Genomic DNA, 24,908 nt, shown 5'->3' on the forward strand with positions numbered 1-24,908 from the left:
ATGAAAGCAGGTCTTCACCAGAGCACGCATCTCCGGCAGGAACTGAAGATCAATCCGCGCCTCTACCAGGCGATGGACCTGCTGTACATGCCGTTGCTGGACCTGCAGCAGCACCTCAAGCAGGAACTGCTCAACAACCCGTTTCTCGACCTCGTCGAGCCCGAGGACGAGGAGAACGACGAGGTCGAGCCCGGAGAGGAACCGCCGGCGCTCGACGCCGGCGCCGAGGACGACACGGCCGAGCACGACGCCGCCAAAGACGACGCGATCGATTGGGAGGAGATCCTCCTCGACGGATTCGACCCCGGAGGCGCTCCGGTCGAATCCGAGATCCACGAGCACCGCGAGCCGGTGACCATCGCTCGCGGAGGACTTTCTGATTTCCTCATCGAGCAGATCTCCCTCCTCGACCTGAATTCCCGCCAGGAAGTGCTCGCCGCCGAATTCGTGGGCGACATCGCCGACGATGGCTACCTCACCTGCCCGGTGGACGACGTCATCCAGGGGGTCAACGACGCGATCGAGGCCGCCGCCGTCGAACAGGACCGCGACCCCGAGGCCGTGCCCCTGTTCACGCTCGAAGAGGGCGAGGCCACGCTCGACATCATCCAGCGGCTCGACCCGCCGGGCGTCGGCGCCCGCGACCTCCGCGAGTGCCTGCTCCTCCAGCTCCGCGACCAGGGCCGCGACGACAGCCTCGCCTTTCGCCTCGTGCACGACGCCTTCGACGACCTCATCGCGCATCGCTGGCCAGAACTGGCCCGCCGCTACGCCGTCTCGGCCCAGGAGGTGCAGACCGCCGCCGACGAGATCCAGAAGCTCGATCCCAAGCCGGGCCTGCGGTTCGGCGCTGCCGAAGAGAATTACATCATTGCCGACCTGATCGTCGAGAAGATCGACGCCACGTACCGCATCACCCTCAACGACTCCAACCTCCCGCGCCTGCGCCTCAGCCCGGCCTATCAGGCGATTGCCCGCGACAAGAACAAGTTCCAGGGCGAGAACAAGGACTTCATCTCCAGCAAGCTCAATTCGGCCACGTGGATGATCCAGGCCATCGAGCAGCGCCGCCAGACGATGCTCAAGGTCATGACCTACATCGTCGACCGGCAGCGCGAATTCTTCGAGAAGGGGGTTCAGTCCCTCCGGCCGTTGACCCTGCGCGAAGTGGCCGAAGCGATCGGCATGCACGAGTCCACGATCAGCCGCGTCACCAACGAAAAGTGGGTGCAGACGCCGCGCGGGGTGCTCCCCCTCAAGTTCTTCTTCTCGTCGGGCCTCACCACCACCGGCGGCGACGACGTGTCGGCGCGTGGCATCCGGGCCCAGATCGAGAAACTGATCAAGGACGAAGACGCCCGCCACCCGCTCACCGACCAGGAAATCGTGGACATCCTCACCCGCCAGGGCGTCCAGATCGCCCGCCGTACCGTGGCCAAGTACCGCGACCAGCTCGGCGTGCTGTCCGCGCGCATGAGAAAACGCGTATGACGCTCCCGCCAGCCACCCCGGCCGTGGACGTCTCGGTGCTCGTGCCGGCCAAGGACGAGGCCGACAACCTGCCGCTGTTCATGGAGCAGGCCGACGCCGTGTTCCGCACGGCCGGCCCCCGGTTCGAGGTCCTCGTGATCGACGACGGCAGCACCGACCGCACGTGGGCCGTCCTCCAGGAACTCCAGGCCCGCTACCCGTTCCTCCGCACCGTCCGCCACCGCACGCAACGCGGCATCGCCGACGCGCTCCGCACCGGCTACCTCAACGCCCGCGGCGACGTGCTCGTGTTCTATCCCGCCGACCTGCAGTTCAAACCCGAAGATATCCCGCGGCTCGTCGCGCCCATCCTCGCGGGCGACGCCGACATGGTCACCGGCTTCAAGCAGGGCAAGTACGAGAAGGCGTTCGTCTCCGGCATCTACAACGGCCTCAGCCGGCTGCTGTTCGACATTCCCGTCAAGGATCTCAATTCGGTCAAGGCCTACCGGCGCGAGATCATGGACCAACTGCCCATTCGCCCTGACTGGCACCGCTACATGATCGTCCTTGCCGCCGCTCAGGGATACACGGTCACCGAGATCCCGATCCCGGTATATCCCCGGCACGCCGGCAAATCGAAATTCGGGCTCTCTCGCATTCCCGTGGGCGTGCTCGACATGCTCTCCGTGTGGTTCGAGCTGCGGTTCGGCAAGAAGCCGCTCCTCGCCTTCGGCATGCTCGGCGCCGCCCTGTTCGGCGTCGGCGTGATCGCCGGACTCACGGCCCTCGGCTGGCTCCTCGTCAAGGGCGAGGGCGTGCGCTCGGTGTGGACCGTCATCCAGACCTGCCTCATCCTCGGCAGCGTCTTCTTTGCCACCGGACTGCTCGGCGAACAGATTGCCGGCCAGCGCGCCGAAGTGCGCGAACTGCGCCGACGTCTCGAAGAGATGGCCGCCGAGCGCGACGCCGGGGCGCCACGGTAACACGTGCGCGCCCTCTGGATCACCCATTCGTTTCCTCGAGCCGAAGGAGACCTGGCGGGCAGCTTCATCCTCCGCCTCGCTGCCGCCATGCGCGACGAGAACGTGGAGGTCCGCGTGCTCGCGCCGGCGGCGCGTGGACTCGCCAGCACGGCCACGATGGACGGCGTCCGGGTGTTCCGGTACCGCTACGCCCCACGGCGATGGGAGACGCTCGCCTACACGGGCACCATGGCCGAGCAGGTGAGCGGCTCCCTCACCGCCAAGGCCGGGCTGGCCGGCATGATCGCCGCCGGCGCCAGGGCCGCCGCCGCGCACTGCCGCACCGACCATCCCGATGTGGTGCACGCTCATTGGTGGTTTCCGTCGGGCATCTCCGCTGCGTGGGCCGCCTCGCGCGCCCACCGGCCCCTCGTCACGACCATGCACGGAACCGACGTGCGCATGGCCCGCGCCGTGCGCGCCTCGCGCGGCATGTTCGGCTTCGTCATGCGCAACTCGTCCGCGGTCACGACCGTGTCGCACTGGTTGGCGCGCGAGGTGCAGTCCCTCGCGCCGGCGGTGGAACCCATCGTCGCCCCCATGCCGGTGGCCACCGAGCTGTTCACGCCCGCGCCGCATCCCGCCGCCGGCAGCCGCCTGCTGTACGTGGGGCGGATCATGGCGCAGAAGGGAGTCGACCTCCTCATCGAAGCGCTGGCGCTCATGCGGCACCGCGTCATGCTCGACGTGGTGGGCGACGGGCCCATCCGGCCCCACCTCGAGAAGCTGGCCTCGGAGCTCGGCGTATCGGAGTCGATCACGTGGCATGGCGCGCTCCCCCAGGCCGAGATCGTTCGGTTCTACCGCGCGGCACTCACCCTCGTCGTGCCCTCGCATGACGAGGGGCTCGGCCTCGTTGCCGTCGAGGCCATGCTCTGCGGCACGCCCGTCGTCGCCTTCGACTCCGGGGGACTGCCCGACGTTGTCGTCGAGGGACGCACCGGATCCTTGGTCCGCGAGCGGAACCCGCGCGCCCTGGCCGCGGCCCTCGACCGCATGGCCCTGGCGCCCGAGCAGGCCCGGGGGATGGGCCTCCAGGCCCGGGAGATCATGATCGGGCGGTTCTCGCCGCGAGCCGTGGCTGCCCAATACGCCGATTTGTACCGAAGGGTGACGCGTGGCCCGTAAGATCTGGTTCCGCGCGGTCAGCGCCGCGCTCTCGGTGGCCGTGGTGGGCTACGTGGCCTGGGCCCTTTCGCGAAACTGGCACGCGTACGCCACGCAGCCGTTGGACGTCCACCCGCGGTGGGGCCTCGTGCTCGCGTCGGGCGCCGCCATCGTGGGAGCGTACGCGGTCCTCATCCAGACGTGGCGGATCATGCTGGTCGAGTGGGGCGGGCAGCTCCGGTTCTGGCGCGCGGCCCACATCTGGAGCGTGACCAATCTATACCGGTACGTGCCGGGATGGGTCTGGCAGATCGGAGCCATGGGCGTCATGGCGCAGCGCGAGGGGGTTTCGCCGGTGGCCGCCACCGGGTCGTCGATTCTCAGCACGATCGTGAACATCACCACCGGATTCGCCATCGCACTCGGCGCGGGTTCGGTGGCCCTCGACGCGCTGCACCCCGGCACCAGCCGGGTGGCGCTGGCGCTCACCGTGGTCGCCGTCGTGGGGCTCGTGATGCTGCCCGCGGCCATGCCGAGGGTACTGGCGCTGCTGCGGCGTGCTACGGGCCGGGAGATTCCGGACGCCACCGTGCCGCCACGTGTGATCGCCTACGCGATCGTCGGCAACCTCATCGCCTGGGTGCTGTATGGGCTCGCGCTCTATCTGCTCGTCGCCGGCGTGCTGGGCCACGCGGCTGGCGCGCTCTCGAGCTACGTCGCAGTTTACAGTGCGGCGTACGTGCTCGGGTACATCTGGGTGTTCCTCCCGGCGGGGCTCGGCGTTCGCGACGGCACCATGGCCGCGGCGCTGCCGGCGTTCAAGCTCATGACGCCGCCGCAGGCGCTCGTGATCGCGGTGTCGTCGCGACTCTGGACGTCGGTCCTGGAAGTCGTGCCCGGTGTGCTGTTTCTTGCGGTCGACGCGTGGCGTCGCCGCGCTTCTCTGTCCAAGAAATCGAATGCTTCGTCGCGATGAGACGCTCGCGGCGCCCGTGCTTCCGGCGCCGCGTTTCGCAGCCGGATGGGCCGCGCTCACCTACGCGCTGTGCACGCTCGTGCTCGCGTACCCGGTGTTCAGCGGCCAATTCCTGGTCAACCCCAACAGCGATCAGTATATCGCCGGGTACGCCTTCCGATTGTTCGGGGCCCAGTCCCTGCGGACAGGGCATGGGTTCCCGCTCTGGAACCCGTACATCATGGGTGGACTGCCCTACGTCGCCGCCATGCACGGCGACATCTTCTACCCGACGTTCCTGCTGCGGATGCTCATGCCGACCGACCTCGCCATGAGTTGGGGCTTCATCATCCATCTCTTCCTCGCCGGATGCTTCACCTACGGCTTCCTGCGCGCCTGGGGCTTCGGCTTCTTCCCGTCGCTGTTCGGCGGGGTCGGCTACATGCTGGCCGGCCAGGTGGCGTCGCTCGCGTCGCCCGGGCACGACGGCAAGCTGTTCGTGAGCGCGCTCCTGCCGCTCGCCCTCTGGATGCTGCTGCTGGGCATCCGCGACGGGCGCCAATGGGCGTGGGGCGGTCTCGCCGCGGTGATCGGGCTGGCGGTGCTGAGTCCGCACCCGCAGATGCTCCAGTACATGCTGCTCGGCTCGGGAGCATTCGCGCTGTTCGTGGCGTTCAGCGACCACGAGGGCAGGGGACGCCTGCCGCGCGACGTGGCCCTCCGGCGGCTGGCGTATGCGCTGGGCGCCGTGGTGCTGGGCCTCGTCGTCGGCGCCGTGCAGTTCCTGCCGGTCAAGGAATACGTGCCCTGGTCGCCGCGCGCCGGCGGGCGCGGCGGCTATGACTTCGCCACGCAATTCTCGATGCCGATCGAGGAATTCTTCAACACGTACCTCCCGCAATTCACCGGGATGCTCGACCACTACTGGGGCCGCAACCAGATCCACCTCCACAGCGAGTACCTCGGCGTCAGCATCCTGATCCTCGCGGGCGCGGCGTTCGGCGCCACCGCGCGGCGCGGGTTCCGCGCCTTCTGGCTTTCGACCGTGGTGGTGAGCGCGCTCTGGGCCATGGGGGGATACACCCCCTTCTACCACTTGGTGTATGCGACCGTGCCAGGCAGCAAGTTCTTCCGCGCGCCGAGCATCATCTTCTTCATGACCAGCTTCGCGATGGTCATGCTGGCCACGGTGGGGATCGAGCGCGCACTCGCGCGGCGCGTCGGCATGCGGTACATCACCGGCTGGGTCATTTTCGGAACGCTGATCGCGCTCCTGGCCAGCGGCGGCATGCTCACCAACGTGGCGCAGACTATCGCGGCCAGCTTCGCCGGCACGCAGCTCTACGAGCGCGTGCAGGCCAACAATGGCGCACTCATTCTGGGGGCGTGGCGTTCGTTTCTCGTCGTCGGGGTCACGTGCGGATTGCTGTTCGCCGTGCGGCGCGAGCGGATCTCGCTTCGCGCGGCTGCCATCTCGATCGTCGTCCTCAGTGCAGTTGATCTACTGAGCATCGACCACAACTACTGGATGTTCTCGCCGCCGGCGTCACAGCTCTTCGCGACCGATTCCGCGATCGCGTACGTGCAGCGCCAACCCCAACCGGGCCGCATCGCCCCACTCGACGTGGGAACGGACGGCATCGCGAGTTACCGGGACCCGTACTTCTACGGGGACGGATTCATGGTGGACCACATCCGGTCGATCACCGGCTATCACGGCAACGAACTCGGCGACTACGAGCAGCTCGGCGACAAGGTCGGCATGCGGTACAACAATACCGTGGCCCCGGAATTCTGGCGTCTGACCAATGTGCAGTACATCTACTCGAACATCGACGCCCCGCAGCTCGACACCCTCTACGCCACGCAGGCCAAGCGCCCCGACATCACGTTCACCCGCCTCGTCGGGCCGGTGCGCAACTCGGCCGGCTCGATGGTATTTCTCCTCAAGCCCTCGATGGACGACCCGTACGCGTGGGTCGCGCCGGCCATCGTCAAAGCCACCGAACAGCAAACGCTGCCCACGGTGCTCAACCCCAAGTTCAACCCGGCCACCGTCGCCGTGTTCGACACCGCCGCCAACGTCACCGCCGTGAAACTCACCGCCGTACCGGCACCGCTGCCCATCACCACTTCCGTGTCCACCTACGCGCCCGGCCACGTCGTGCTCGACCTCAGCGCGCCGGCCCCGCAGGGCTCGGCCCTCGTCGTGTCGGAGAATTACTACCCCGGCTGGCGCGCCACGGTGGACGGCAAGCCCGTGGCCGCCATCGGACGCGCCGACTACTCCCTGATCGGCATCGCGCTCCCCGCCGGCGCCCGGCACGTCGAATTGAACTTCGACGACGCCGCCTTCGAAACCGGCAAGAAGGTCACCCTCGTCGCGCTCGCCCTCGTGCTCCTCCTCACCGCCGGAGGCGTGGCCGCCGACCGGAGGATGCGTGGCTGAGCGCGCGCTCGTCGTCATCCCGACCTACAATGAGCGCGAGAACATCGCGCGCATCGTCGATGCCGTGCTGGGGCAGGACTCCCGGCTCGAACTCCTCATCGTGGACGACGGATCGCCCGACGGAACCGCCGACATCGTCAAAGGCATCATCGCCCGGAACCCCCGCGTCCACATCCTCGAACGGGCCAAGAAGCTCGGCCTCGGTACGGCGTACCTGGCTGGCTTCACGTGGGCCCTCACGCAGGACTTCAATTACGTGTTCGAGATGGACGCCGACTTCTCCCACGATCCGGCCCACCTTCCGCAGTTCCTCGTGGCCATCCAGAACGCCGACCTGGTCCTCGGCTCCCGCTACCTCCAGGGCCGGGTGAGCGTGGTCAACTGGCCCATCTCGCGCCTGCTGCTCAGCTACTTCGCCAACGTCTACGCTCGGTCCGTCACCGGGCTGCCGGTGTGGGACTCCACGGGCGGCTTCAAGTGCTTTCGCAGGGCCGTCCTCGAAGCGATCGACCTCGAACGCGTCCATTCCAATGGATACGCCTTCCAGATCGAGATGAGCTTCAAAGCCTGGAAGAAGGGCTTCCGCATCGCCGAGATCCCCATCGTGTTCGTGGACCGCACCGAGGGCACCAGCAAGATGTCCAAGGCTATCGTCCGCGAGGCCGTCTGGATGGTCTGGTGGCTGCGCATCAAGTCCATATTCCGCCGCCTGTGATCCCGGCCGGTCGCGAGTTCTACAAGATGAGCGGGTCGGGCAACGACTTCGTGTTCGTGGACGCCCGCACCGACCCGCCCGGCCGCCTAGGCGAGACGGCCACCATCCAGGCCATCTGCGCCCGCGGCACGGGGGTCGGGGCCGACGGCATCGTCTTCCTCGAGCCCACCACCAGCGCCTCGCTGCGCATGCGCTACCTAAACAGCGACGGCTCCGTGGCCGCCCTCTGCGGCAACGCCACCCTCTGCGCGGCCCGGCTGTTCGTCGAACTCGGAGGCGCGGCGGTAGGGCAGGCCTTCGCCATCGAGTCCGCCTCGGGCGTCCTGGGAGCCGTCGTCCACGCCAGGGGGCCGACGGTGGATATGCCCGTTGTCCAGGATCTGTCCATGGACCCGGGAACCATACTCCGTCCGGGCGAACGCCGGGCCGCGTTTGCCAAAGTCGGCATCCCTCACCTCGTTCTCCTGTGCGATGACCTCGAGGCGGTGGACGTGGTCGGCCGTGGCCGCCCCCTGCGGTTCGACCCGGCCTTTGCCGAAGGTACCAACGTAGACTTCATCGCCCGCGGCCCCGACGACCGATGGTACATGCGGACCTACGAACGCGGAGTGGAGGGCGAGACCCTGGCCTGCGGCACCGGGGCAGTGGCCAGCGCCGTGGCCCTGAACCAATGGGGCCTGGCGCCTGCGGGCGGCACGATTGTCACCAGATCTGGCCAGGAACTAGCCGTCGGAATCCGAACCCAGGACCAACGGATCAAGCCCACCTTATCCGGCGAAGCGCGCGTCGTCTACCGCGGATTCCTGGCCGAGATCTAACGCCGTTTCGGCGCGCTACACCACAACCGGCGGTCGATCGATCTGGTCAGACTGGCGTTGGAATCCTGCCTCTCTTCACAATCCAGATGACATCAAATCGCCTAAGTCGATTATGTGCAGTGGATTATATGCAAGACGGCCTTATGGAAATGCACACAGACACGGCTCTTATCCACACGTATAGTTTACATAATACATCTTATACGAACTAACTAGGCGACAGTCTGGCGCGCTCTGGACCCGATGATGGCGTCAGAACCGCCACCTTCCCAGGCCAGCGCCACTCAAACGGAAGCGCCGACCGCTACGTCCTATGCGGTCGGCGCTCCCCAATCGTCCTGCGGAATCGGCAGCCGGCCTAGCCGCCAAGGGCCCGTGGTGATGCCGGACCGGACAAGCGAACCCTACCCCTTGGCCGGCTTGGCCTCGATTTCTCCAAGCCGCACCTTGGCCTCGGCAGCCACACCCTGAGCCTTGGGATCATTGGCCAGCTTCTGCCAGATGGCCGCCGCCGAGGCCGTGTCGCCCGCCGCGAGCTGCGCCCTGGCAGCCTTGGACAGCTGGTACGCCTTGTCGGCGTCAGACCCGGATGCATCCGCGGCCTTTTGGTAGGACTTGGCGGCGTCCGCGGCCTTGTTCCCCTGCATCTGGCCGTCACCCATCAGGCTGTAGATCGAGGCCATGTCCAGCTTGGCGGAGCTCTGCAACGTCAACCCGTTCAGGAGGGTCACCCCGTCGGAAACCTTGCCGTTGTTGAAATCCATCTGGGCCAGCAGCAATCCCGCCTCGATCCCAGACTGCGTGTCGCCGTACCGGTCGACCACCTTCTGAAGGTCGCTCGCGGCCAGCGCCTGGTTCCCGGCCTGGATGGACTGGAGCGCCGTATTGAGCGCCCGCGCCGCGCTCTCGTTCTTCAATTGGACCGACCTGGCGTAGAACCAGTAGCCGCCGCCGGCGACGGCGATGACGACCACCGCGATCGTGAGGGTGCGCGCATTGCGCTGCAACCACTCGATAACGGTCTCTTCGGCACTGGGGCCGCGACTGATTGGTGCGACGGGTTCGCTCATGAGGGATTGAAAGTGGGATGCCCCTGGGGTGACTCGAACACCCGGCCAACGGTTTAGGAAACCGCTGCTCTATCCACCTGAGCTACAGGGGCAGGTGCCGACAGTCGTAACCAACTAGAACCTTTCAATTTACGAGCGGCGCCCCCTCAGGTAAAGCGCCAGGCCGCCGGTCGCGCCGACCGACCTAATGGATGTGCAGCGTGTGGATCAGCGTGACGGCAGCCACGACCAGGCCCACGAGCGAGCCGCTCACGGCCAGCGTCACCCGCGTTCCCACCGCGGCCAGCCCGCGAAGGTCCACCCCGAGACCAAGCGCCGCCATCGACAGAACCATCAGGAGCCCGGTGGTAACGCGCATGGGCTCCGCCACGACAGGCGGTACCAGGCCGGCCGACCGCGCCACGGCCAGCAGCACGAACCCGACGATGAACCAGGGCACGAACTGGCTGACCTTCAGCCGCTGCCCGCCCTCGCTTGACCGGTGCCCGATGGCCAGCACGAGCACGACGGGCCCGAGCAGCAGCACGCGGGCCAGCTTGACCAGGGTGCCCACCTGCCCCGACAGCTCGCTGACCGGAAACGTGGCAGCCATGACCTGCGGAACCGCATAGACCGTGAGCCCCGCTACCACGCCGTACTGATACAGCGAGAGCCCCATCATTCGGCCGGCGATCGGAAGCACCAGCACGAGCACCACGCCGAGGATGGCGGTGAAGGCGATGGACGACGCCACGTCCTTTCCATCGGCTCGGATCACCGGGGCCACGGCGGCGATGGCCGAGTTCCCGCAGATGGAATTTCCACACGCCACGAGCAGCGACATGCGGTGGGTGAGGCCCAGCGCCCGCGAGATGCCATAACTTGCAATGATGCCAATAGTCACGGTGAGGGCGATGCCCACGAGCAGCGTCGGTCCGGCATGCAGCAGGGCCGGGAGGTTCACCGAGGCACCGAGAAGCAGCACGGCCACCTCGAGCAGCGTCTTGGCGGCCAGGTGAATGCCCGGCGCCCACCGGGTGTCGAGCGGGCGCACGGCCCGTACGACGACGCCGAACAGGATGGCGAGCACGAGAGCTTCGAACAGGGCGTGCCCGAGCAGGCGGTTCTCGAGCGCCTGGCCGCCGTAGGCCGCGCCGGCGATGGCGACGCAGAGCGCGAGGCCGGGCGCGACGCCGGCGCCCCAGCGGACCGCCCTCGCAGGGCGCGAGGGAGCGGATCCGGCGACGGCCGGAGCGGACGGGTTGGCGGTAGGCATGGCGCGAAGTGTGCACGCGGGCCGCATCGCGGGCCATGGACCTTGCGACATAGATGCCATAACTTAATCCTATGGTTCGACCAGACGTGCCCGCCGCGCCTACAGCCAATCTCGACCTCCTCGTGGTGCTCGCCGTCATCGCCCGTGAGCGATCGTTCACCCGCGCCGCGTCGGTGCTCGGCATCTCACAGCCATCCATCTCGGCCCGCATGCGCCGCCTCGAGCAGCGCCTGGGTGAACCGGTATTCGAGCGCCTCGGCCGTGGCGTGCGCCTCACGCCTACCGGCGAGGCTCTCCGGCCCGCCGCCGAACGCGCCCTCGCGCTCGCCCAAGATGCCGACCAGCTCTGGATCGGGCTGGGCACCCGGCAGCGCGGGTTCGTCCGGGTGGCCGCCAGCACGACCGTGGCCGGATACGTGCTCCCTACCGCCATCGCTCGCTTTCGCCGCCGGCACCCAGACGTGGACCTCGACGTGCGCGTCGGCAATACGGCCGATGTGGCCCAGCAGGTGGCGACCGGCGAACTGCCCTGGGGGCTGGTCGAGGGCCCGGTGGACACGATCAACCTCGTGGCCCGCACCTTTCTCGAAGACGACGTGATCCTCGTCGTTCCTCCGCGGCACCCCTGGGCCCGACGACGCCGCATCGCTCCGCAGGAGTTGGAAGCCTCCGATTTTCTCGGGCGTGAAGCGGGTTCCGGCACCGGCGAGATCTACGAAGCGGCGCTGGCCGCGCACGGGGTGCGCCTTCGGCCCCGCGCGCGCATTGCCCATTCGCGCGCCATCGTAGCCGCCGTGGCCGCGGGCGCCGGCGTCGCCATCGTCTCGTCGCTCGTCACGCGGTCGTTCCTCGACGCAGGCCGCGTGGTGCACGTTCCCATAGACGGTGTGGAGATGCGGCGCGCGTTCGCCACGATCCACCGGCCCGGTCGCAGCCTGGCCACGCTCGATCGGGCGCTGCTCCAAGCGGTCGTGCCACCCGGGCGCCGGTAGCCCCTCGCATCGCGGTCCCCCGGCGGCGCTCCCGCCCTATACCGTCACGATCGTCTCGACGCGCCGCCCCTTCAGTTCGTTTGCTCCATGCAGGAACGCGAGCGCCATGAGGAAGCTCAGCCCGGCCACCTCCCCACCCACTCGCTCCACCAGCCGGCACGCGGCGGCCGCCGTGCCGCCCGTGGCGAGCACGTCGTCCACCACGAGTACGCGAGCGCCGGGCGGGATGGCGTCCGCGTGCACCTCGAGCGCGTCGCTTCCGTACTCCAGCGCGTATTCCTCGCGTTCGCACGCCGCGGGAAGCTTGCCCGGTTTGCGCACCGGCACCAGCGCGGCGCGGAGCCACTGGGCAACGGGCGCCCCGAGAATGAAGCCGCGGCTTTCGATGGCCACCACGTGACTTACCCCGCTCGCGGCGAACGGACTCGCCATGGCGTCGGTGACGCGCTGGAACAACGCGGCGTCGAGTAGCACCGGCGTGATGTCCTTGAACACGATGCCCGGCTTCGGAAAGTCGGGGACGTCGCGAATGGTGCGGCGGAGGTCTTCGGCGAGAGACATGGCGGGGCGCGGCGAAGGTTCGGTCACGGTCACGGAACCACGGTGAAACGATCGGGCAAGGGTGAGTGGTCCGTGCGTTCCCTCACCAGCACGTCCGCCACGGCGGCGCCGGGCGGGCCGACCCGCAACTCCGCGGTGAACTCGTCGACGATCGACTCGGGAGCCATGATCTCGAGCACCACCGTACCGTCGGGCATATTGCGCACCCATCCGACCACGCCCAGCATGCGGGCCACCTCGCGCGCGAACCAGCGGTACCCCACGCCCTGCACCCGCCCGGTGACGACGATGCGGCGCTCGGCGGACGCGCCCGACGGGTCTACGGTTTCCATCCGTGGATTCCGAGGAGCGGCACGAACCGTACGGCATCCAGTTCTTCGCGGTCGAATGCCTCGCCGCGACGCGTGAGAAGCACCAGCGTCTGCTCGGCGCGTCCGCCCACCGGGGCGAGCAGGCGGCCCCCGTCGGCCAGCTGTTCGAGCAACGGCGCCGGCACATCCGGAGACGCGGCACTCACGAGAATGGCGTCGTAGGGCGCGTATTCCCGCCAGCCCACCGTGCCGTCGCCGGTGAGCAGTGAGACGTTCTTCACGTCGAGGCGGTGGATGACCTGCCGGGCACCGTCCATGAGCGCGGCCACGCGCTCGATCGAGAACACCTGGTCCACGAGGTGCGACAGGAGCACCGTCTGGTAGCCAGAACCCGTGCCGACCTCGAGCACGCGCTCGCGGCCGGTGAGTTTGAGCAGTTGCAGGTAGCGGCCGTGGATGGACGGCTGCGAGATGGTCTGGCCATTGCCGATCGGCAGCGCCGTGTCTTCATAGGCGCGGTGCCGGACGCCGGTGGGCACGAACACGTGGCGCGGCGTGCGTTCGAACGCGCGCAGCACCGCGAGGTCGTTGATGCCCTTGTCGCGGAGCGTCTCGACCAGCCGCCCCCGCGGGCCACGCAGTTCCAGTTCTACGGGAGTTCGCGCCACCATTCGCTCGCCGTCCGGAGGATGTCGTAGTTGGTGACGTCCAGGTGCAGCGGCGTCACGGAGATGTAGCCGTCCTCGATGGCGCGGAAGTCTGAATCGTCTTCCCCGCTCCAACTGATCGAGCCGCCGCCGATCCAGTAGATCGGCCGGCCCCACGGATCCTGCATCGGCTTGAGCGAACCAGAATAGGCGCGGCGGCCGAGCCGCGTGAGCTGCACGCCCTTCACGCCGTCGGGCGCCAGTGGCGGCAGGTTCACGTTGAACAGCGTGTGGGCGGGAAACCGCGGCAGCGACGTGAGATGCCGCAGCAGCCGGGTGAGCCCCGGCACCTGCGCCTGGAGATGCGACAGGTCCGCGCGCAGGTCGCCCCCCGCGAACGACACGGCGATCGACGGGATGCCGAGCGACAGCCCTTCCATGGCGGCGGCCACCGTGCCCGAGTACAGCACGTCCTCACCCATATTGTGGCCGTGGTTGATGCCGCTGATCACGAAGTCCGGACGCTCGGGCAGCAGCGATTCCACGGCCAGCATCACGCAGTCGGTGGGCGTGCCGTCCACCTGGTACCGTCGCTCGGCGAGTCGCACCGGGCGCAACGGATGGTGCAACGTGAGCGAATGGCTGGTGGCGCTCTGTTCGCGATCCGGGGCCACGACGGTCACCTCGCCGATCGGCTCGGCCGCCTGCTGGAGGCAGTCCAGTCCGTGGGCCAGGATGCCGTCGTCGTTGGTGAGCAGCAGCCGCATTAGGCACTCCCCTCCACCCCATCCTCGTCGTGCAACAGGTCGTGCAGCTCGCGCAACGCGATTTCGAGGCCCGCCAGGGCCTCCACGTTCAGCGCCCCGAACGCGAGGTCGCGCAGTTCTCCGGCCTTGCGCTGTTCCTCCACCTTCCGGCGTGCCCCGTCGATCGTGTACTTCTCCTCGTACAAGAGATGCTTGACGAGCAACACCAGCTCGATCTCGCGGCGCTGATAGACGCGATTGCCCGACCGGTTCTTGGCCGGACTGAGAAACTTGAACTGGCTCTCCCAGTACCGGAGCACGTGCGGCTTGAGCCCGGTAAGTCCGCAGACTTCGCCGATGGAGAAGAATTCCTGGATCGGATCAGGTGTATTCATCGATCTTGCTCCGCGCGCAATTCGCGCGCCATGAGTTCGCGCACGGCCGCCTTGGCGGTCTCCCCCTCGAACAGAATGCGGTACACGCCGGCAGCGATCGGCATCTCCACTCCCTCGCGCTTGGCCAGCTCCACGGTACTGGCCGTGGTCTCCACGCCTTCGGCCACGGTCTGCTTGCCTTCCAGCACCTCGGCCAGCGACCGCCCGCGGCCAATCTCCACCCCCAACGCACGATTGCGGCTCAGCGCCCCGGTGCACGTGAGCACCAGATCGCCCAGCCCGGCCAAGCCGGAGAAGGTCGCGGGGTTCGCGCCCAGCGCCACGCCCAACCGGGTCATCTCGACCAACCCGCGCGTGATGAGCGCGGCGCGCGAGTTGTTCCCCAGCCCAACACCATCGTGGATGCCGGTGGCCACCGCCATCACGTTCTTGAGCGCGCCCCCCAACTCCACCCCTACGAGGTCGTCGTGCGTGTACACCCGGAAGGTCGCGCCCGCGAACGCCGCCTGCACGGCTGCCGCCGCTCGGGGGTTGCGTGCCGCCGCCACCACGGCCGTTGGCAGCCCGGCGGCAACCTCGGCGGCGAAGCTCGGCCCGGAAATCGCCACGACGTCGTGACCGGGTACTTCCTGCTCGATCACGTCCGACATCAGAGCGAGTGTGCCGCGCTCCACCCCTTTCGACGCCACGACCAGCGTGGCGCCCGGCTCCACGTAGCGTGCGCCCGCCGCCGCGATGCCGCGCAGGTGCTGAGCCGGCGTGGCATACACCACGAGCGCCGCGCCCTCCAGCGCCGCGCGGTGGGAGTTCGTGGCCACCACCCGCTCGGGCAGCGGCGCACCAGGCAGGAACCGCACGTTCTCGCGTTGATGGTTGATCGCCTCCACCACGTCGGACTCGTACGCCCACAGCCGAACGTCGTGCCCGTTGAATGCCAGCAGCCGCGCCAGCGCCGTACCCCAAGCGCCCGCGCCCACCACGGCGCACCGCATCAGCGCGCACTCCGCATGATCCACGCCAGGCCGCCGGCGGCGACGAGCGCGCCGATGAAGAGTCCGGATGGCACGCCCAAGGCACCCATCTTCGAGAACCGGTGCTCTTCCCTGCGCCACAGCCGCTGCATGTTGGGCCGGTGGGTCCAGAACACGAACGCCGCGATCAACACGGCCACCACGAATACCGGCTGCCGCCACCCGATGGCTGCTGCCACGAGCGGCGGCAGTGCCGCCGCCGCGGCCAGCGATCCGAGCGAGACGTACCCCGTGGCTCCGAACACAACCAGGAAAACGGCCAGGGCGAACAACGTCGGCTCCGGGGTCAGCGCCAGAAAGACGCCGCACGCCGTGGCCACGCCCTTGCCGCCCTTGCCGAACCTCAGCCACACCGGACGGACGTGGCCCAGAATTGCCGCGCCGCCGTAGATGATGGCCATCCACGGCCCCGCGGGCCCTCCGGTCGTGACCGCCGGCAGGAACCCCACGGGTACCGCCCCTTTCGCCATGTCCACTGCGAACACTACCAGTCCGACCTTCAGCCCGAGCACGCGCACCACGTTGGTCGCGCCGAGGTTGCCCGACCCCTTGGTCCGCAGATCCACCCCCGCCGCCCGGCCGGCCAGGTAGGCAGCGGGAATCGAGCCCGCCGCGTACGCGATCAGCACACCGAGAAGCGGATGCACGTCAACTCGCCTTGCGCCGCATCACGATCCGCAGCGGGTTGCCCGTGAATCCCCATGACTCACGGAATCCGTTGTGCAGGTAGCGGACGTAGTGCTCTTCCACGAGTTCCGGGTGGTTGCCGAACACGGCGATGGTCGGGGGCGCGACCTCCACCTGCGTGGCATAGTTCAACTTGATCTCGAACCCCGCCGCCTGCGGCGGCTGAAGCCGGGCCAGCAACTCCTGCAACCGCTGGTTCACCTGCGCGGTTGTCACGCGCTTGTTGCGCTCCTCGGCCACCGTGAGCAGCAGTTCGAGCAGCCGCTGTACGCGCTGCCCGGTGAGCGCCGACGTGAACACGAACGGCACGAAGGTGAGGTACGGCGCCTTCTCGCGACACGACTTCTCGAAGCGGGCGGTGGCCTTGTCGTCCTTCTCGGCCAGATCCCACTTGTTGACCACGATGACGAGGCCGCGACCGGCGTCCCAGGCCAACGTCGCGATCTTCAGGTCCTGATTGTGCAGGCCTTCCACCGCGTCGATGACGAGCACACAGATATCGGCGCGCTCGATCGCCCGCCGGCTGCGCAGCGACGAGTAGAACTCGATGCCATCCTCGATCTTGGTCTGCCGGCGGAGACCGGCCGTGTCGATGAAGACGAGCGTACGCCCGTGATACGTCATCGGCGTGTCGATGGCGTCGCGCGTCGTTCCCGCCTCTTCGGACACGACCAGACGCTCGGCGCCGAGCAGCCGGTTGACGAGCGACGATTTCCCGACGTTGGGCCGGCCGACCACGGCCACGTGCAACGCGTCGTCCGCGGCCTCGTCGCGCTGCGGGAGGTGCGACACCAGCACGTCGAGCAGGTCGCCCGACCCCTTGCCGTTGAGCGCCGACACCGGTACGGGCTCGCCCGCGCCGAGTTCGTAGAACTCGTAGTAGTCCGTGGCCCGCGGGTCGTCCACCTTGTTGACCACGAGCATCCACGGCTTACCGCTTCCGCGCAGCAACTCCGCCACGCGCGCGTCGTTGGGGTGGAGCCCGGCCTTGGCGTCCACCAGGAACACCAGCAAGTCGGCTTCTCCGATCGCTACCTCCACCTGGCGGCGGATCTCGCGGTCCATCGGCAAGCGGGGGTCGTCGGTGAGTCCCCCCGTATCGACCAACCAGAACTGTCGGCCGTTCCATTCCGCGCGCGCGAAGTGCCGGTCGCGCGTCGTGCCGGCCTCTTCGGACACGATGGCCGTGTTGGTGCCCACGATGCGATTGAACAGGTGCGACTTGCCGACGTTCGGTCGGCCCACCAGCGCCACCACGGGGATGCTCATGCGACGTGCGCTCCCCGCGACCGCGCGGTGCCTTCGGGCACCAGCGCATCAATGAAGTCGTATGACGGATAGACGGGAATGGGCAGTTCCTCGCGTACGGAGATGAACCGTTGGTCGTCCAGGAACAGGCCGTCGTCGTTGATCGTCTCGGCGGGAATCAACGCCAGGTCGAGGTCCCCGCGCCCCTGGAGCGTGCGGCGAATGTCGGCGCCCACGAGCAGCCCGGCGGTGGTCGTGGTGGGCCCGAACAGCGAATTCTCCGCCACGATCAGCTCGAACGCCGCTCCCGTCCGCGCCGAGAGCTGGTCGAGCAGCGGCGGCATGAGATCCCGCATCGAAACGCCGGTCACCACGCCGATGCGCCGGCCGTCGAGGCGCGGGAGCGAGTCCAATCCGTCCTGCACGCGCTGCCGCAGTGCGGCCACCGCCCCCACCCCATTCTCGATCTGCACGAAGTCTCCGTAGTGGTCGGGGCCCGGCAACGGACGCCCCGCCAGCAGGTACAACTCGTCCGACCCGAACACCCATGGATCGCCCCGCTCGGCCCCGGCACGCGTGGCCCACCGGGCCAGATGGTCGAGCAGGCCGGCGGCCGCGGCCGCGCCCATCGACTTCCCGGTGTACAGGTGGGAGAACCGGGTGAGCCCCACGGGCACCACGGCCACCGACATCACCGCCTCACCCAGCGCCCACAGATCGGCCAGCGATTGCTCGAGCACGTCGCCGTCGTTGAGCCCCGGCACGATCACCATCTGCGTGTGGAACTGGATGCCCCCGGCGGCGAGCCGCGTAAGCTGCTCCACCACGTTCGGCACGCGCGGGTTGTTGAGCATCACCTTGCGCGCGTCCCACGGCGTGGCGTGCACCGAAACGTAGAGCGGCGAGAGACGGTACTCGAGAATGCGCGCGATATCGCGGTCCTTGAGGTTGGACAGCGTCGCGAAGTTGCCGTAGGCGAACGACAACCGGTAGTCGTCGTCGCGCACATAGAGCGGCTTGCGCAGTCCCTTGGGCAACCCCTCGATGAAGCAGAACTCGCACCGGTTGGCGCACCGCCGTACGCTGGGCGGCTCCAACTGCACGCCCAGCACCTCGCCCTCGGGACGCTCGATTTCGTACACCACGTCCTGGCCATCTGGCTGCCGCGCTTCGATCACCAGTTCATCGTCCGCAGTCAGGAACTCCCAGTCCAGGAAGTCCCCCAGCTCGCGCCCGTTGACCGTGAGCAACTCGGTGCCGGGCGCGATGCCCAGCTCCTCAGCGACGCTACCGGATGTGACGTTGGAGACTCTGACCATCGGGGCACCATGACGGGCGGGGGGTGGGACCGTGAGCAGCCCACATCCCCGTCGACGGACCGCGCCGGCACGCGCTCGCGGCCAAGCTCATGCAACTTAGGAAGTCTGAACACGGAAATCAAGAAAACATCGTGACTTCCGCATGCAACATTCGCCGCAAAAACGAAGGGCCCGCCCTGCGGCGGACCCTTCACCCCGAACGCACTTCCGGAGGCTCAGTTGTCGAGCGGAGCGTACCGGAACGCGGTGATCCCAACCCCAGCGGCCGTCACGCTGAACGGGCCGCTTCCGTGGCCCGCCACCGGCCCAACGGTTGCCTGCTGCGACGCCACGACGTTCCCCTTGTTGTCCAGGAAGTCGACCTTGAGCGTGTACGTCTTGGCGGCATCCGTCCGGTTGTTGATCGTCCCGGCGAGCGTGACCTTGTTGTCGACGTTGCTGAACTGCGAGAATCGGACCATTACCGGCAGGCTGTCCGAGGCCAGGTTCGTGTTCACGGCCAGATCCGTGTACACCTTGTTGGAATCCGTGGTGAGCGCGGCGGAATCCGTGAGCACCTTCCGCAGCTTCGCGTCCTTGGACTTGTTGTAGCGCGCCACGATGCTGTGGTTCAGGTCCGCGAACTTCTTGGCCAGCCCGGCGTACGTGAACACGAACAACCGCGAGTTGTCGCCGTTGGGATCCACGGCCTTGAGCCGGTTGAGCAGGACGAGGGCGGTGTCGTACTTCTGCGCCTTCATCTCGATCAGCGCCAGGTTCGAGAGCGCATCCCGGTGATATGGGTTCATCTCGTACGCAGCGTGGAACAACTTGGTCGCGGCCACGGAGTCGCCGACGTTGGTGGCCCACACGCCGGCCTGGATGACGTCGTTGAACGGGAACGCCGACGGGTTATCGAGCTGGCCCTTGTACACCGCCCGGACCGCCGCCGAATCGCCCATCGCGAGTTCGACGTTCACGACCCCGTTCACGCCATCGATGTGGTACCCCGCTGACGCCGTCGAGTCGGCCGCCAGCGTCTGGTACGCACGCAACGCGATGGGGTTGTACTTGGAGGCTTTGGTCGAGTCTTCAGCCGCCGCTTGCCGCGCGAGGTTTCCCAGGTTGAGCAGCGAGTTGGCCTTCACCTCGTTGTACAGCGTGTCGGTCGACGCGATGTCGATCGTGCGTTGGAAGAGATCGATGGCCCTGTCCACTTGGTTGCGCCGCTGCGCCACCTGGGCCAGCACCATGTTGCCGTAGGGAGCCTTGCGATTCAGCAACAGGGACTCCGTCGCATGTTTCTCGGCGGAATCGACGCTTCCCGCGTTCAACTCCTGAACCGCCTTGTTGACGAGGTTGCTCCAGACCTTCTGGCTGCGCCACTTATCCGTTTCGGTCGCGCACTCCGGCTGGGCGGTTTCGACTACGGTGAATGCCGAGTCGATCGCCGCTGGGAGGCTCACGGTGTCCTGGGGATTCGTCGCGAAGCCGAGTGCGCCGCGAGTCGTGGTGAGCGGCACGTCGGGCTGCTCGCTCCACAGCACCAGCAGCTTGCCGAGCTCGTAGGCGTGCCCGACCGGGTTCTCAACTTTCCCCGGGTTACCGGTGAGCAGTTGGACCGCGTCGGCCAGCTTCTTCTTGAGGGACGCCGGATCGGCTCCCTGGGGGTTCGCCACCTGAGAGATGGTGAGGAACGCCCGCGCGACTTCAGACGGCGTGCCCTCGTCCACGGAGCACTGCTTGGGCTGCTGCGCCGCCAAGGGGAGCGCGAGCACGATGGCGAACAGGGACGAGCTGATGGTCGTCGAACGGATGACCAGCATCGGAATCTCCAGGGAATTTTCGGGTGCAACTTTGGGAATGGAGGACCCCGTCGGGCTGGACCGGGGGGGAAACGGTGGTCAGGCTCGAACCGCCAGATCGGCGGCCTCGAGAAATATATCTCTCAGCGTCCGCCCTGTCGCCAGGGCGACCCGCGCCACGTCGTCGTATTCCGGCTTGGCGCGCCGTGTGCCGGCCCCCAAAAGGGCGACCTTGACGCGGATCTCGTGCCCCTCGACTCGCACCATGAGGGTTTCGCGCGGGGCCGCGTGGCGCACCACGGTCGTACACCGTACCCCGAGCGTCGTGCTTTCATCCAGCAATACGCGCTCCAGGGTCCCGGCGCTGGCGGCCTGACACAGTACCTCGATCCGCGTGCCCGGGCGTCCCTTCTTCATGATCGTCGGGATGATGACGACGTCCAGCGCGCCTGCCGCGCGGAGCCGGTCGGCGGCCCCGGCCACGTACTCACCGGCCAGATCGTCGAGATCGCACGCCAGCTGAACCAGGTACTCCACCGCCATGCCGGCCGGGCCGTCGTCGTCGGCAAGCACGATGCGCAAGGCGTTGGGCCGCCCTTCGAACTCACGGGTCCCCGCCCCGAATCCGCTGCGGCGGGGCGTGTACTGTCCGGATATCGGCCCCGACGACAACACGCGCACCAACGCCGCGCCCGTGGGAGTCACCAGTTCACCCGAGCCCTCGGGCCCCGGCCGCACGCGCTGCCCCTCGAGCAGCCGCATGGTGGCCGGCGCCGGCACCGGCAGCCGCCCGTGCGCGGCCTCCACGAACCCGTCGCCCAGGCTGATCGGACCGCAATAGACCCGGTTCACGCCCAGCTGCTCGAACCCCCAGATGGCCCCCACCACGTCGAGGATCGCGTCCACCGCTCCCACCTCGTGCAAATGCACCCGCTCCACCGTCGTGCCGTGGATCGCCGCCTCCTGCTCGGCAATCGCCGTGAACGCCGCGTCGGCACCGGCCTTCACGCCGTCGGGTGCGTCGCTCCGCTGCACCAGCTCGCGGATCTGCTTCAGGTGGCGGCCGTGCGGCTGCGACGGGATGTCGAAGTCCACCTTCACGCAGGCGATCGACGCGCGCTGGACGTCGGCGATGCGCACACCCACCCCCTCCAGCCCGAGGCGCCCGGGAAGTGCCCGCAGCCAGTCGCGGTCCAGGCCCACGGCCACCAGCGCCCCGAGCGTCATGTCGCCCGAGATCCCGCTGAACGGATCCAGAATCGCCAGGGTCATATCAGAACCTGTATGATGCGCCGCTGCCGGTGTTGAACACCACGACCTCGGAATCCGCGCCGATGCGGCCGGCCCGGACGAGCTGCTCGGCCACGGCAAAGGCACACCCGCCCTCGGGGCACACGTCCATTCCCGACCCCCGGGCCAGCCGGGCCGTGGCAACGCGGATCACGTCGTCGCTCACCGCGTGGGCATCGCCCCCACTCTCGCGCAAGGCGCGGAGAATGAGCCGGTCGCCCAGCGGGCCGGGCACCCGTAGTCCGCTGGCGTACGTCTCGGGGTTCTGCCACGGTGTGGCATGGTCGGCGCCCGCCTCGAATGCGCGCACCATCGGCGCGCAACCCGCCGATTGGGCGACGATCATCCGCGGATACGCCTCATCAGGCGCCAGCCATCCGTACGCCCGCAACTCGGCGAACACCTTCCACATCCCGATCAGCCCGGTGCCGCCGCCGGTGGGATACACGATGTGCGTGGGCAGCCGCCAGCCCAACTGCTCGGCGACCTCGATGCCCATCGTCTTCTTGCCCTCGATCCGGTACGGCTCGCGCAGCGTGGACACGTCGAAATACCCGCTCTCCGCGGCGAATGCCTTGGCCTGCTTGCCGGCGTCGCCGATGTGGCCGTCCACCAACTGCAGGTCGGCCCCCAGGGCGGCAATCGTGTCGAGAATCGGTTTGGGAGTGCTGCGCGGTGCGTACACCCGCACCGGCAGCTTGGCGGCCGCCCCGTACGCGGTGAGCGCCGCGCCCGCGTTGCCCGCCGTGGGCACCACCAGGCCCGGCACCGCGTGCCCCGCGGCCCGCGTCACCGCCGCGCTCATCCCGCGCGCCTTGAACGACGCCGTGGGGTTGAGGCCCTCGTCCTTGACCCAGAGCCGGCGCACCCCGATCGCACGGGCGAGTTCAGGCAACTCCATCATGGGCGTCGTACCCTCTCCCAGCGACACCGGCTCCTCGTCGGCCAGCACGGGCAGGATCGACCGGTAGCGCCACATGTCCCAGCGCTGGGCAATCGCGTCGCGGCGCGGCGACGGCATGTCGTAACGAACGAGATACGGCTGCCCGCACGCGGGGCAGACGGTGGCGAGACTATCGCCCGGCGCCGTGTGCGAGCAGGCCGAGCACTCGAGGTGCCAATGCGTCACGAGGATTCCTCGGTGAAACGTGGCGCCGCCGGGGCTTCCGGCGGCGGTGCGGTGGGCGATGAAGCCCGGAGCGCGGCGAGCACGCGCTGGGCGAATTTTTCACTGAATCCCGGCAGGGCGGCGATCGCCTCGGGCGTGGCGTCGCGCACGCCCTGCAACGATCCGAACGCCTGCAGCAGCTGCCGCCGCTTCGACGGCCCGACTCCCGGGATGTCGAGCAGCGCCGACGTGACGGTGCGCGCCTTCCGGCGATTCCGTTGAAAGCTAATCGCGAATCGGTGGGCTTCGTCCCGCGCCTGCTGCAGCATGCGCAGCGCCGGCGATCGGCGCGGCAGGCGCAGCGACTCGCCGCGCCCGATGACGAAGATCTCCTCCTCGCGCTTGGCCAGGCTGATCATGGGCATCTCGCCCAGACCGAGCTCCACGAGCGCGTTGTGCGCGGCGCCAAGCTGTCCCTTCCCGCCGTCAATGACCACCAGATCGGGCAATGGCTTTTGGTCTTCGGCGCGCCGGGCGAAATACCGGCCCACGACCTCGTGCATCGACGCGAAGTCATCGATCCCGTTCACCGACTTCACGTTGAACTTGCGGTACTCCGCGCGGTTGGGCCGGCCGTTCTGGAACCAGACGCACGAGGCGACCGTGTCCGTGCCCTGGGCATGCGAGATGTCGAAGCAGACGAGCGTCCGCGGAAGCTTCTGCAGCCCCAGTTGCCGCTGCAGTTCGTATACCGGATCGCCGGCACGCTCGGTGGTCTCATCCCCTTCCAGCAGGGCTTCTTCGAGCAGATGGCGTGCGTTCTGCTCGGCGAGCGCCACCAGCTCGCGTTTGGGGCCCCGTTGCGGCACGACGAGGCGCACCGGCGCCAGCGAGACCTGCGTCAACTCCGGATCCTCGCTCGCGAACGGGAGGAACGCCTCGGGGGCGTGATCGTCGAGCGGCAGGTATCCGCCCACCAGATAGGCCGACAGTGCGGCCGCGTCGCTCTCCCCCTCCACGTGCTCCACGAACTGGTGCTCGCGGCCGAGCAGCTTGCCGCCGCGAATGCGCAGCAGCACCACGCACGCGTCGTCGCCGTCGCGCGCGAACCCGATCACGTCGCGGTCCCCGCCCTCGACCTCGAGCATGACCGTCGGCTCTTCCATCCGGTCCAAGTGTTTGAGCGCATCGCGCAACTCCGCCGCACGTTCGAAGTCCAGCGCCGCCGCGGCCGCGTCCATCCGTTCCTTCACGCGGCGGATGACCTCGTCGGTCCGGCCGTCCAGGAACACCAACACCTCGTCGATCATCGCCCGGTAGTCGGCCTGGCTCTGCAGGAACACGCACGGCGCCTTGCACCGCTTGATGTAGTAGTCCAGGCACGGCCGTTCGGGCATCTGACGGGGCATGTCGTAGTTGCACGACCGCACCGTGAACAAGCGCTTCACCACGTTGAGCGCTCGGCGCATCGCGCCCACGTCGGTGTACGGGCCGAAGTAGCGGGCACCGTCGTCGAGCAGACGCCGCGTGACGAGCACCCGCGGGAACGGCTCGTGCACCGCCACCTTGATGTACGGGTACGACTTGTCGTCGCGCAATACGACGTTGTACCGCGGCCGGTGCTCCTTGATCAGATTCGATTCGAGGATCAGCGCCGCCGGCTCCGTGGGCACGACGATCGTCTCGAGGTCGGCCACCTGCCGCATCATGACGCGGGTCTTCGGATTCTCGAGCCGCTCCGCGGCCAGGTAGCTGCGCACGCGCGAGCGCAGCCGCTTGGCCTTGCCCACGTACAGCACCTCCCCGCGGACGTCCTTCCACAGGTAGACGCCCGGAGACTCGGGGAGGTGGCTCACCCGATCGAAGAGGCTCGCCGGCAGGGTCACGGGTGAATTATATCGTCCGCCGCCAGCGCCCGGGGCGGC

At 68.1% G+C, this 24,908-nt stretch carries 23 protein-coding genes and 1 tRNA gene; 8 read left to right on the forward strand and 16 right to left on the reverse strand.

Translation table 11 applies throughout. From position 1 onward, the window contains the following. From rpoN to dapF, 7 genes are read left to right on the forward strand one after another with little or no spacing between them, the layout of a single operon-like run. Window positions 1–1,491 carry an RNA polymerase factor sigma-54 gene (rpoN, locus tag VNF92_06410; protein ID HVA57505.1) on the forward strand — a complete coding sequence of 497 codons (1,491 nt, stop codon included), beginning with the start codon at window positions 1–3 and terminating at the stop codon, window positions 1,489–1,491. Beyond that, the gene (locus VNF92_06415; GenBank protein ID HVA57506.1) at window positions 1,488–2,456 is read left to right on the forward strand and encodes a glycosyltransferase; all 969 of its coding nucleotides are present in this window, start codon (window positions 1,488–1,490) and stop codon (window positions 2,454–2,456) included. Before rpoN ends, VNF92_06415 begins: the two co-directional genes overlap by 4 nt. Before the next feature lie 3 nt (window positions 2,457–2,459). Then, window positions 2,460–3,623 carry a glycosyltransferase gene (locus VNF92_06420; GenBank protein HVA57507.1) on the forward strand — a complete coding sequence of 388 codons (1,164 nt, stop codon included), beginning with the start codon at window positions 2,460–2,462 and terminating at the stop codon, window positions 3,621–3,623. Next, the gene (locus VNF92_06425) at window positions 3,613–4,578 is read left to right on the forward strand and encodes a lysylphosphatidylglycerol synthase domain-containing protein (protein ID HVA57508.1); all 966 of its coding nucleotides are present in this window, start codon (window positions 3,613–3,615) and stop codon (window positions 4,576–4,578) included. Before VNF92_06420 ends, VNF92_06425 begins: the two co-directional genes overlap by 11 nt. Beyond that, window positions 4,562–7,006 (forward strand): hypothetical protein, encoded by a 2,445-nt coding sequence (locus tag VNF92_06430; GenBank protein ID HVA57509.1) that lies wholly within the window; start codon window positions 4,562–4,564, stop codon window positions 7,004–7,006. The genes VNF92_06425 and VNF92_06430 overlap by 17 nt, the downstream gene beginning before the upstream one ends. Continuing rightward, a complete protein-coding gene (locus VNF92_06435) occupies window positions 6,999–7,721 on the forward strand; it encodes a polyprenol monophosphomannose synthase (GenBank protein HVA57510.1) in 723 nt (240 codons plus the stop codon). The genes VNF92_06430 and VNF92_06435 overlap by 8 nt, the downstream gene beginning before the upstream one ends. After that, entirely contained in the window at window positions 7,718–8,539 is an 822-nt protein-coding gene (gene dapF, locus VNF92_06440; protein HVA57511.1) for a diaminopimelate epimerase, read from the forward strand. Before VNF92_06435 ends, dapF begins: the two co-directional genes overlap by 4 nt. 404 nt (window positions 8,540–8,943) lie before the next feature. Here dapF and VNF92_06445 read toward each other — a convergent pair whose 3' ends face one another. The 3 genes from VNF92_06445 to VNF92_06455 all read right to left on the reverse strand — a co-directional run bounded on the left by VNF92_06445 (window position 8,944) and on the right by VNF92_06455 (window position 10,864). Next, window positions 8,944–9,609 (reverse strand): tetratricopeptide repeat protein, encoded by a 666-nt coding sequence (locus tag VNF92_06445; protein ID HVA57512.1) that lies wholly within the window; start codon window positions 9,607–9,609, stop codon window positions 8,944–8,946. A gap of 18 nt (window positions 9,610–9,627) precedes the next feature. After that, window positions 9,628–9,701 (reverse strand) — tRNA-Arg (locus VNF92_06450). Window positions 9,702–9,793: 92 nt separating this feature from the next. Beyond that, complete coding sequence (locus VNF92_06455) at window positions 9,794–10,864, reverse strand: putative sulfate exporter family transporter (protein HVA57513.1); 1,071 nt, start codon at window positions 10,862–10,864, stop codon at window positions 9,794–9,796. 71 nt (window positions 10,865–10,935) lie between these two features. Here VNF92_06455 and VNF92_06460 point away from each other — a divergent pair, with 71 nt between their 5' ends. Then, a complete protein-coding gene (locus tag VNF92_06460; GenBank protein HVA57514.1) occupies window positions 10,936–11,856 on the forward strand; it encodes a LysR family transcriptional regulator in 921 nt (306 codons plus the stop codon). Window positions 11,857–11,892: 36 nt separating this feature from the next. On the opposite strand, the gene VNF92_06465 is transcribed toward VNF92_06460, so the two are convergent. From VNF92_06465 to uvrC, 13 genes are all read right to left on the reverse strand, one after another. Next, window positions 11,893–12,417 carry an adenine phosphoribosyltransferase gene (locus VNF92_06465; protein ID HVA57515.1) on the reverse strand — a complete coding sequence of 175 codons (525 nt, stop codon included), beginning with the start codon at window positions 12,415–12,417 and terminating at the stop codon, window positions 11,893–11,895. Between the two features lie 29 nt (window positions 12,418–12,446). Then, window positions 12,447–12,749 (reverse strand): acylphosphatase, encoded by a 303-nt coding sequence (locus VNF92_06470; GenBank protein ID HVA57516.1) that lies wholly within the window; start codon window positions 12,747–12,749, stop codon window positions 12,447–12,449. Then, complete coding sequence (locus tag VNF92_06475) at window positions 12,737–13,399, reverse strand: protein-L-isoaspartate(D-aspartate) O-methyltransferase (protein HVA57517.1); 663 nt, start codon at window positions 13,397–13,399, stop codon at window positions 12,737–12,739. Before VNF92_06475 ends, VNF92_06470 begins: the two co-directional genes overlap by 13 nt. Then, window positions 13,378–14,142, reverse strand: coding sequence for a 5'/3'-nucleotidase SurE (gene surE, locus VNF92_06480; GenBank protein HVA57518.1), 765 nt, complete (start codon window positions 14,140–14,142; stop codon window positions 13,378–13,380). The genes VNF92_06475 and surE overlap by 22 nt, the downstream gene beginning before the upstream one ends. Beyond that, the gene (locus VNF92_06485; GenBank protein ID HVA57519.1) at window positions 14,142–14,516 is read right to left on the reverse strand and encodes a MerR family transcriptional regulator; all 375 of its coding nucleotides are present in this window, start codon (window positions 14,514–14,516) and stop codon (window positions 14,142–14,144) included. Before VNF92_06485 ends, surE begins: the two co-directional genes overlap by 1 nt. After that, window positions 14,513–15,508, reverse strand: coding sequence for an NAD(P)H-dependent glycerol-3-phosphate dehydrogenase (locus VNF92_06490; protein ID HVA57520.1), 996 nt, complete (start codon window positions 15,506–15,508; stop codon window positions 14,513–14,515). Before VNF92_06490 ends, VNF92_06485 begins: the two co-directional genes overlap by 4 nt. Further along, window positions 15,508–16,194: a glycerol-3-phosphate 1-O-acyltransferase PlsY gene (gene plsY, locus VNF92_06495; protein HVA57521.1), complete on the reverse strand. Its 687-nt coding sequence runs from the start codon at window positions 16,192–16,194 to the stop codon at window positions 15,508–15,510. The genes VNF92_06490 and plsY overlap by 1 nt, the downstream gene beginning before the upstream one ends. 1 nt (window position 16,195) lies before the next feature. Further along, entirely contained in the window at window positions 16,196–17,503 is a 1,308-nt protein-coding gene (gene der / locus VNF92_06500) for a ribosome biogenesis GTPase Der (protein ID HVA57522.1), read from the reverse strand. Continuing rightward, window positions 17,500–18,801 carry a DUF512 domain-containing protein gene (locus tag VNF92_06505; GenBank protein ID HVA57523.1) on the reverse strand — a complete coding sequence of 434 codons (1,302 nt, stop codon included), beginning with the start codon at window positions 18,799–18,801 and terminating at the stop codon, window positions 17,500–17,502. The genes der and VNF92_06505 overlap by 4 nt, the downstream gene beginning before the upstream one ends. Window positions 18,802–19,016: 215 nt before the next feature. Continuing rightward, window positions 19,017–20,606: a tetratricopeptide repeat protein gene (locus tag VNF92_06510; GenBank protein ID HVA57524.1), complete on the reverse strand. Its 1,590-nt coding sequence runs from the start codon at window positions 20,604–20,606 to the stop codon at window positions 19,017–19,019. A gap of 78 nt (window positions 20,607–20,684) precedes the next feature. Then, window positions 20,685–21,857, reverse strand: coding sequence for a nickel pincer cofactor biosynthesis protein LarC (gene larC / locus VNF92_06515; protein HVA57525.1), 1,173 nt, complete (start codon window positions 21,855–21,857; stop codon window positions 20,685–20,687). A gap of 1 nt (window position 21,858) precedes the next feature. Beyond that, entirely contained in the window at window positions 21,859–23,004 is a 1,146-nt protein-coding gene (locus VNF92_06520; protein HVA57526.1) for a threonine synthase, read from the reverse strand. Continuing rightward, window positions 23,001–24,869, reverse strand: coding sequence for an excinuclease ABC subunit UvrC (gene uvrC / locus VNF92_06525; protein ID HVA57527.1), 1,869 nt, complete (start codon window positions 24,867–24,869; stop codon window positions 23,001–23,003). Before uvrC ends, VNF92_06520 begins: the two co-directional genes overlap by 4 nt. Window positions 24,870–24,908 lie beyond the last annotated feature (39 nt).

It is taken from the genome of Gemmatimonadaceae bacterium (genome assembly GCA_035533015.1).
Classification (GTDB): Bacteria; Gemmatimonadota; Gemmatimonadetes; order Gemmatimonadales; family Gemmatimonadaceae; genus JAGWRI01.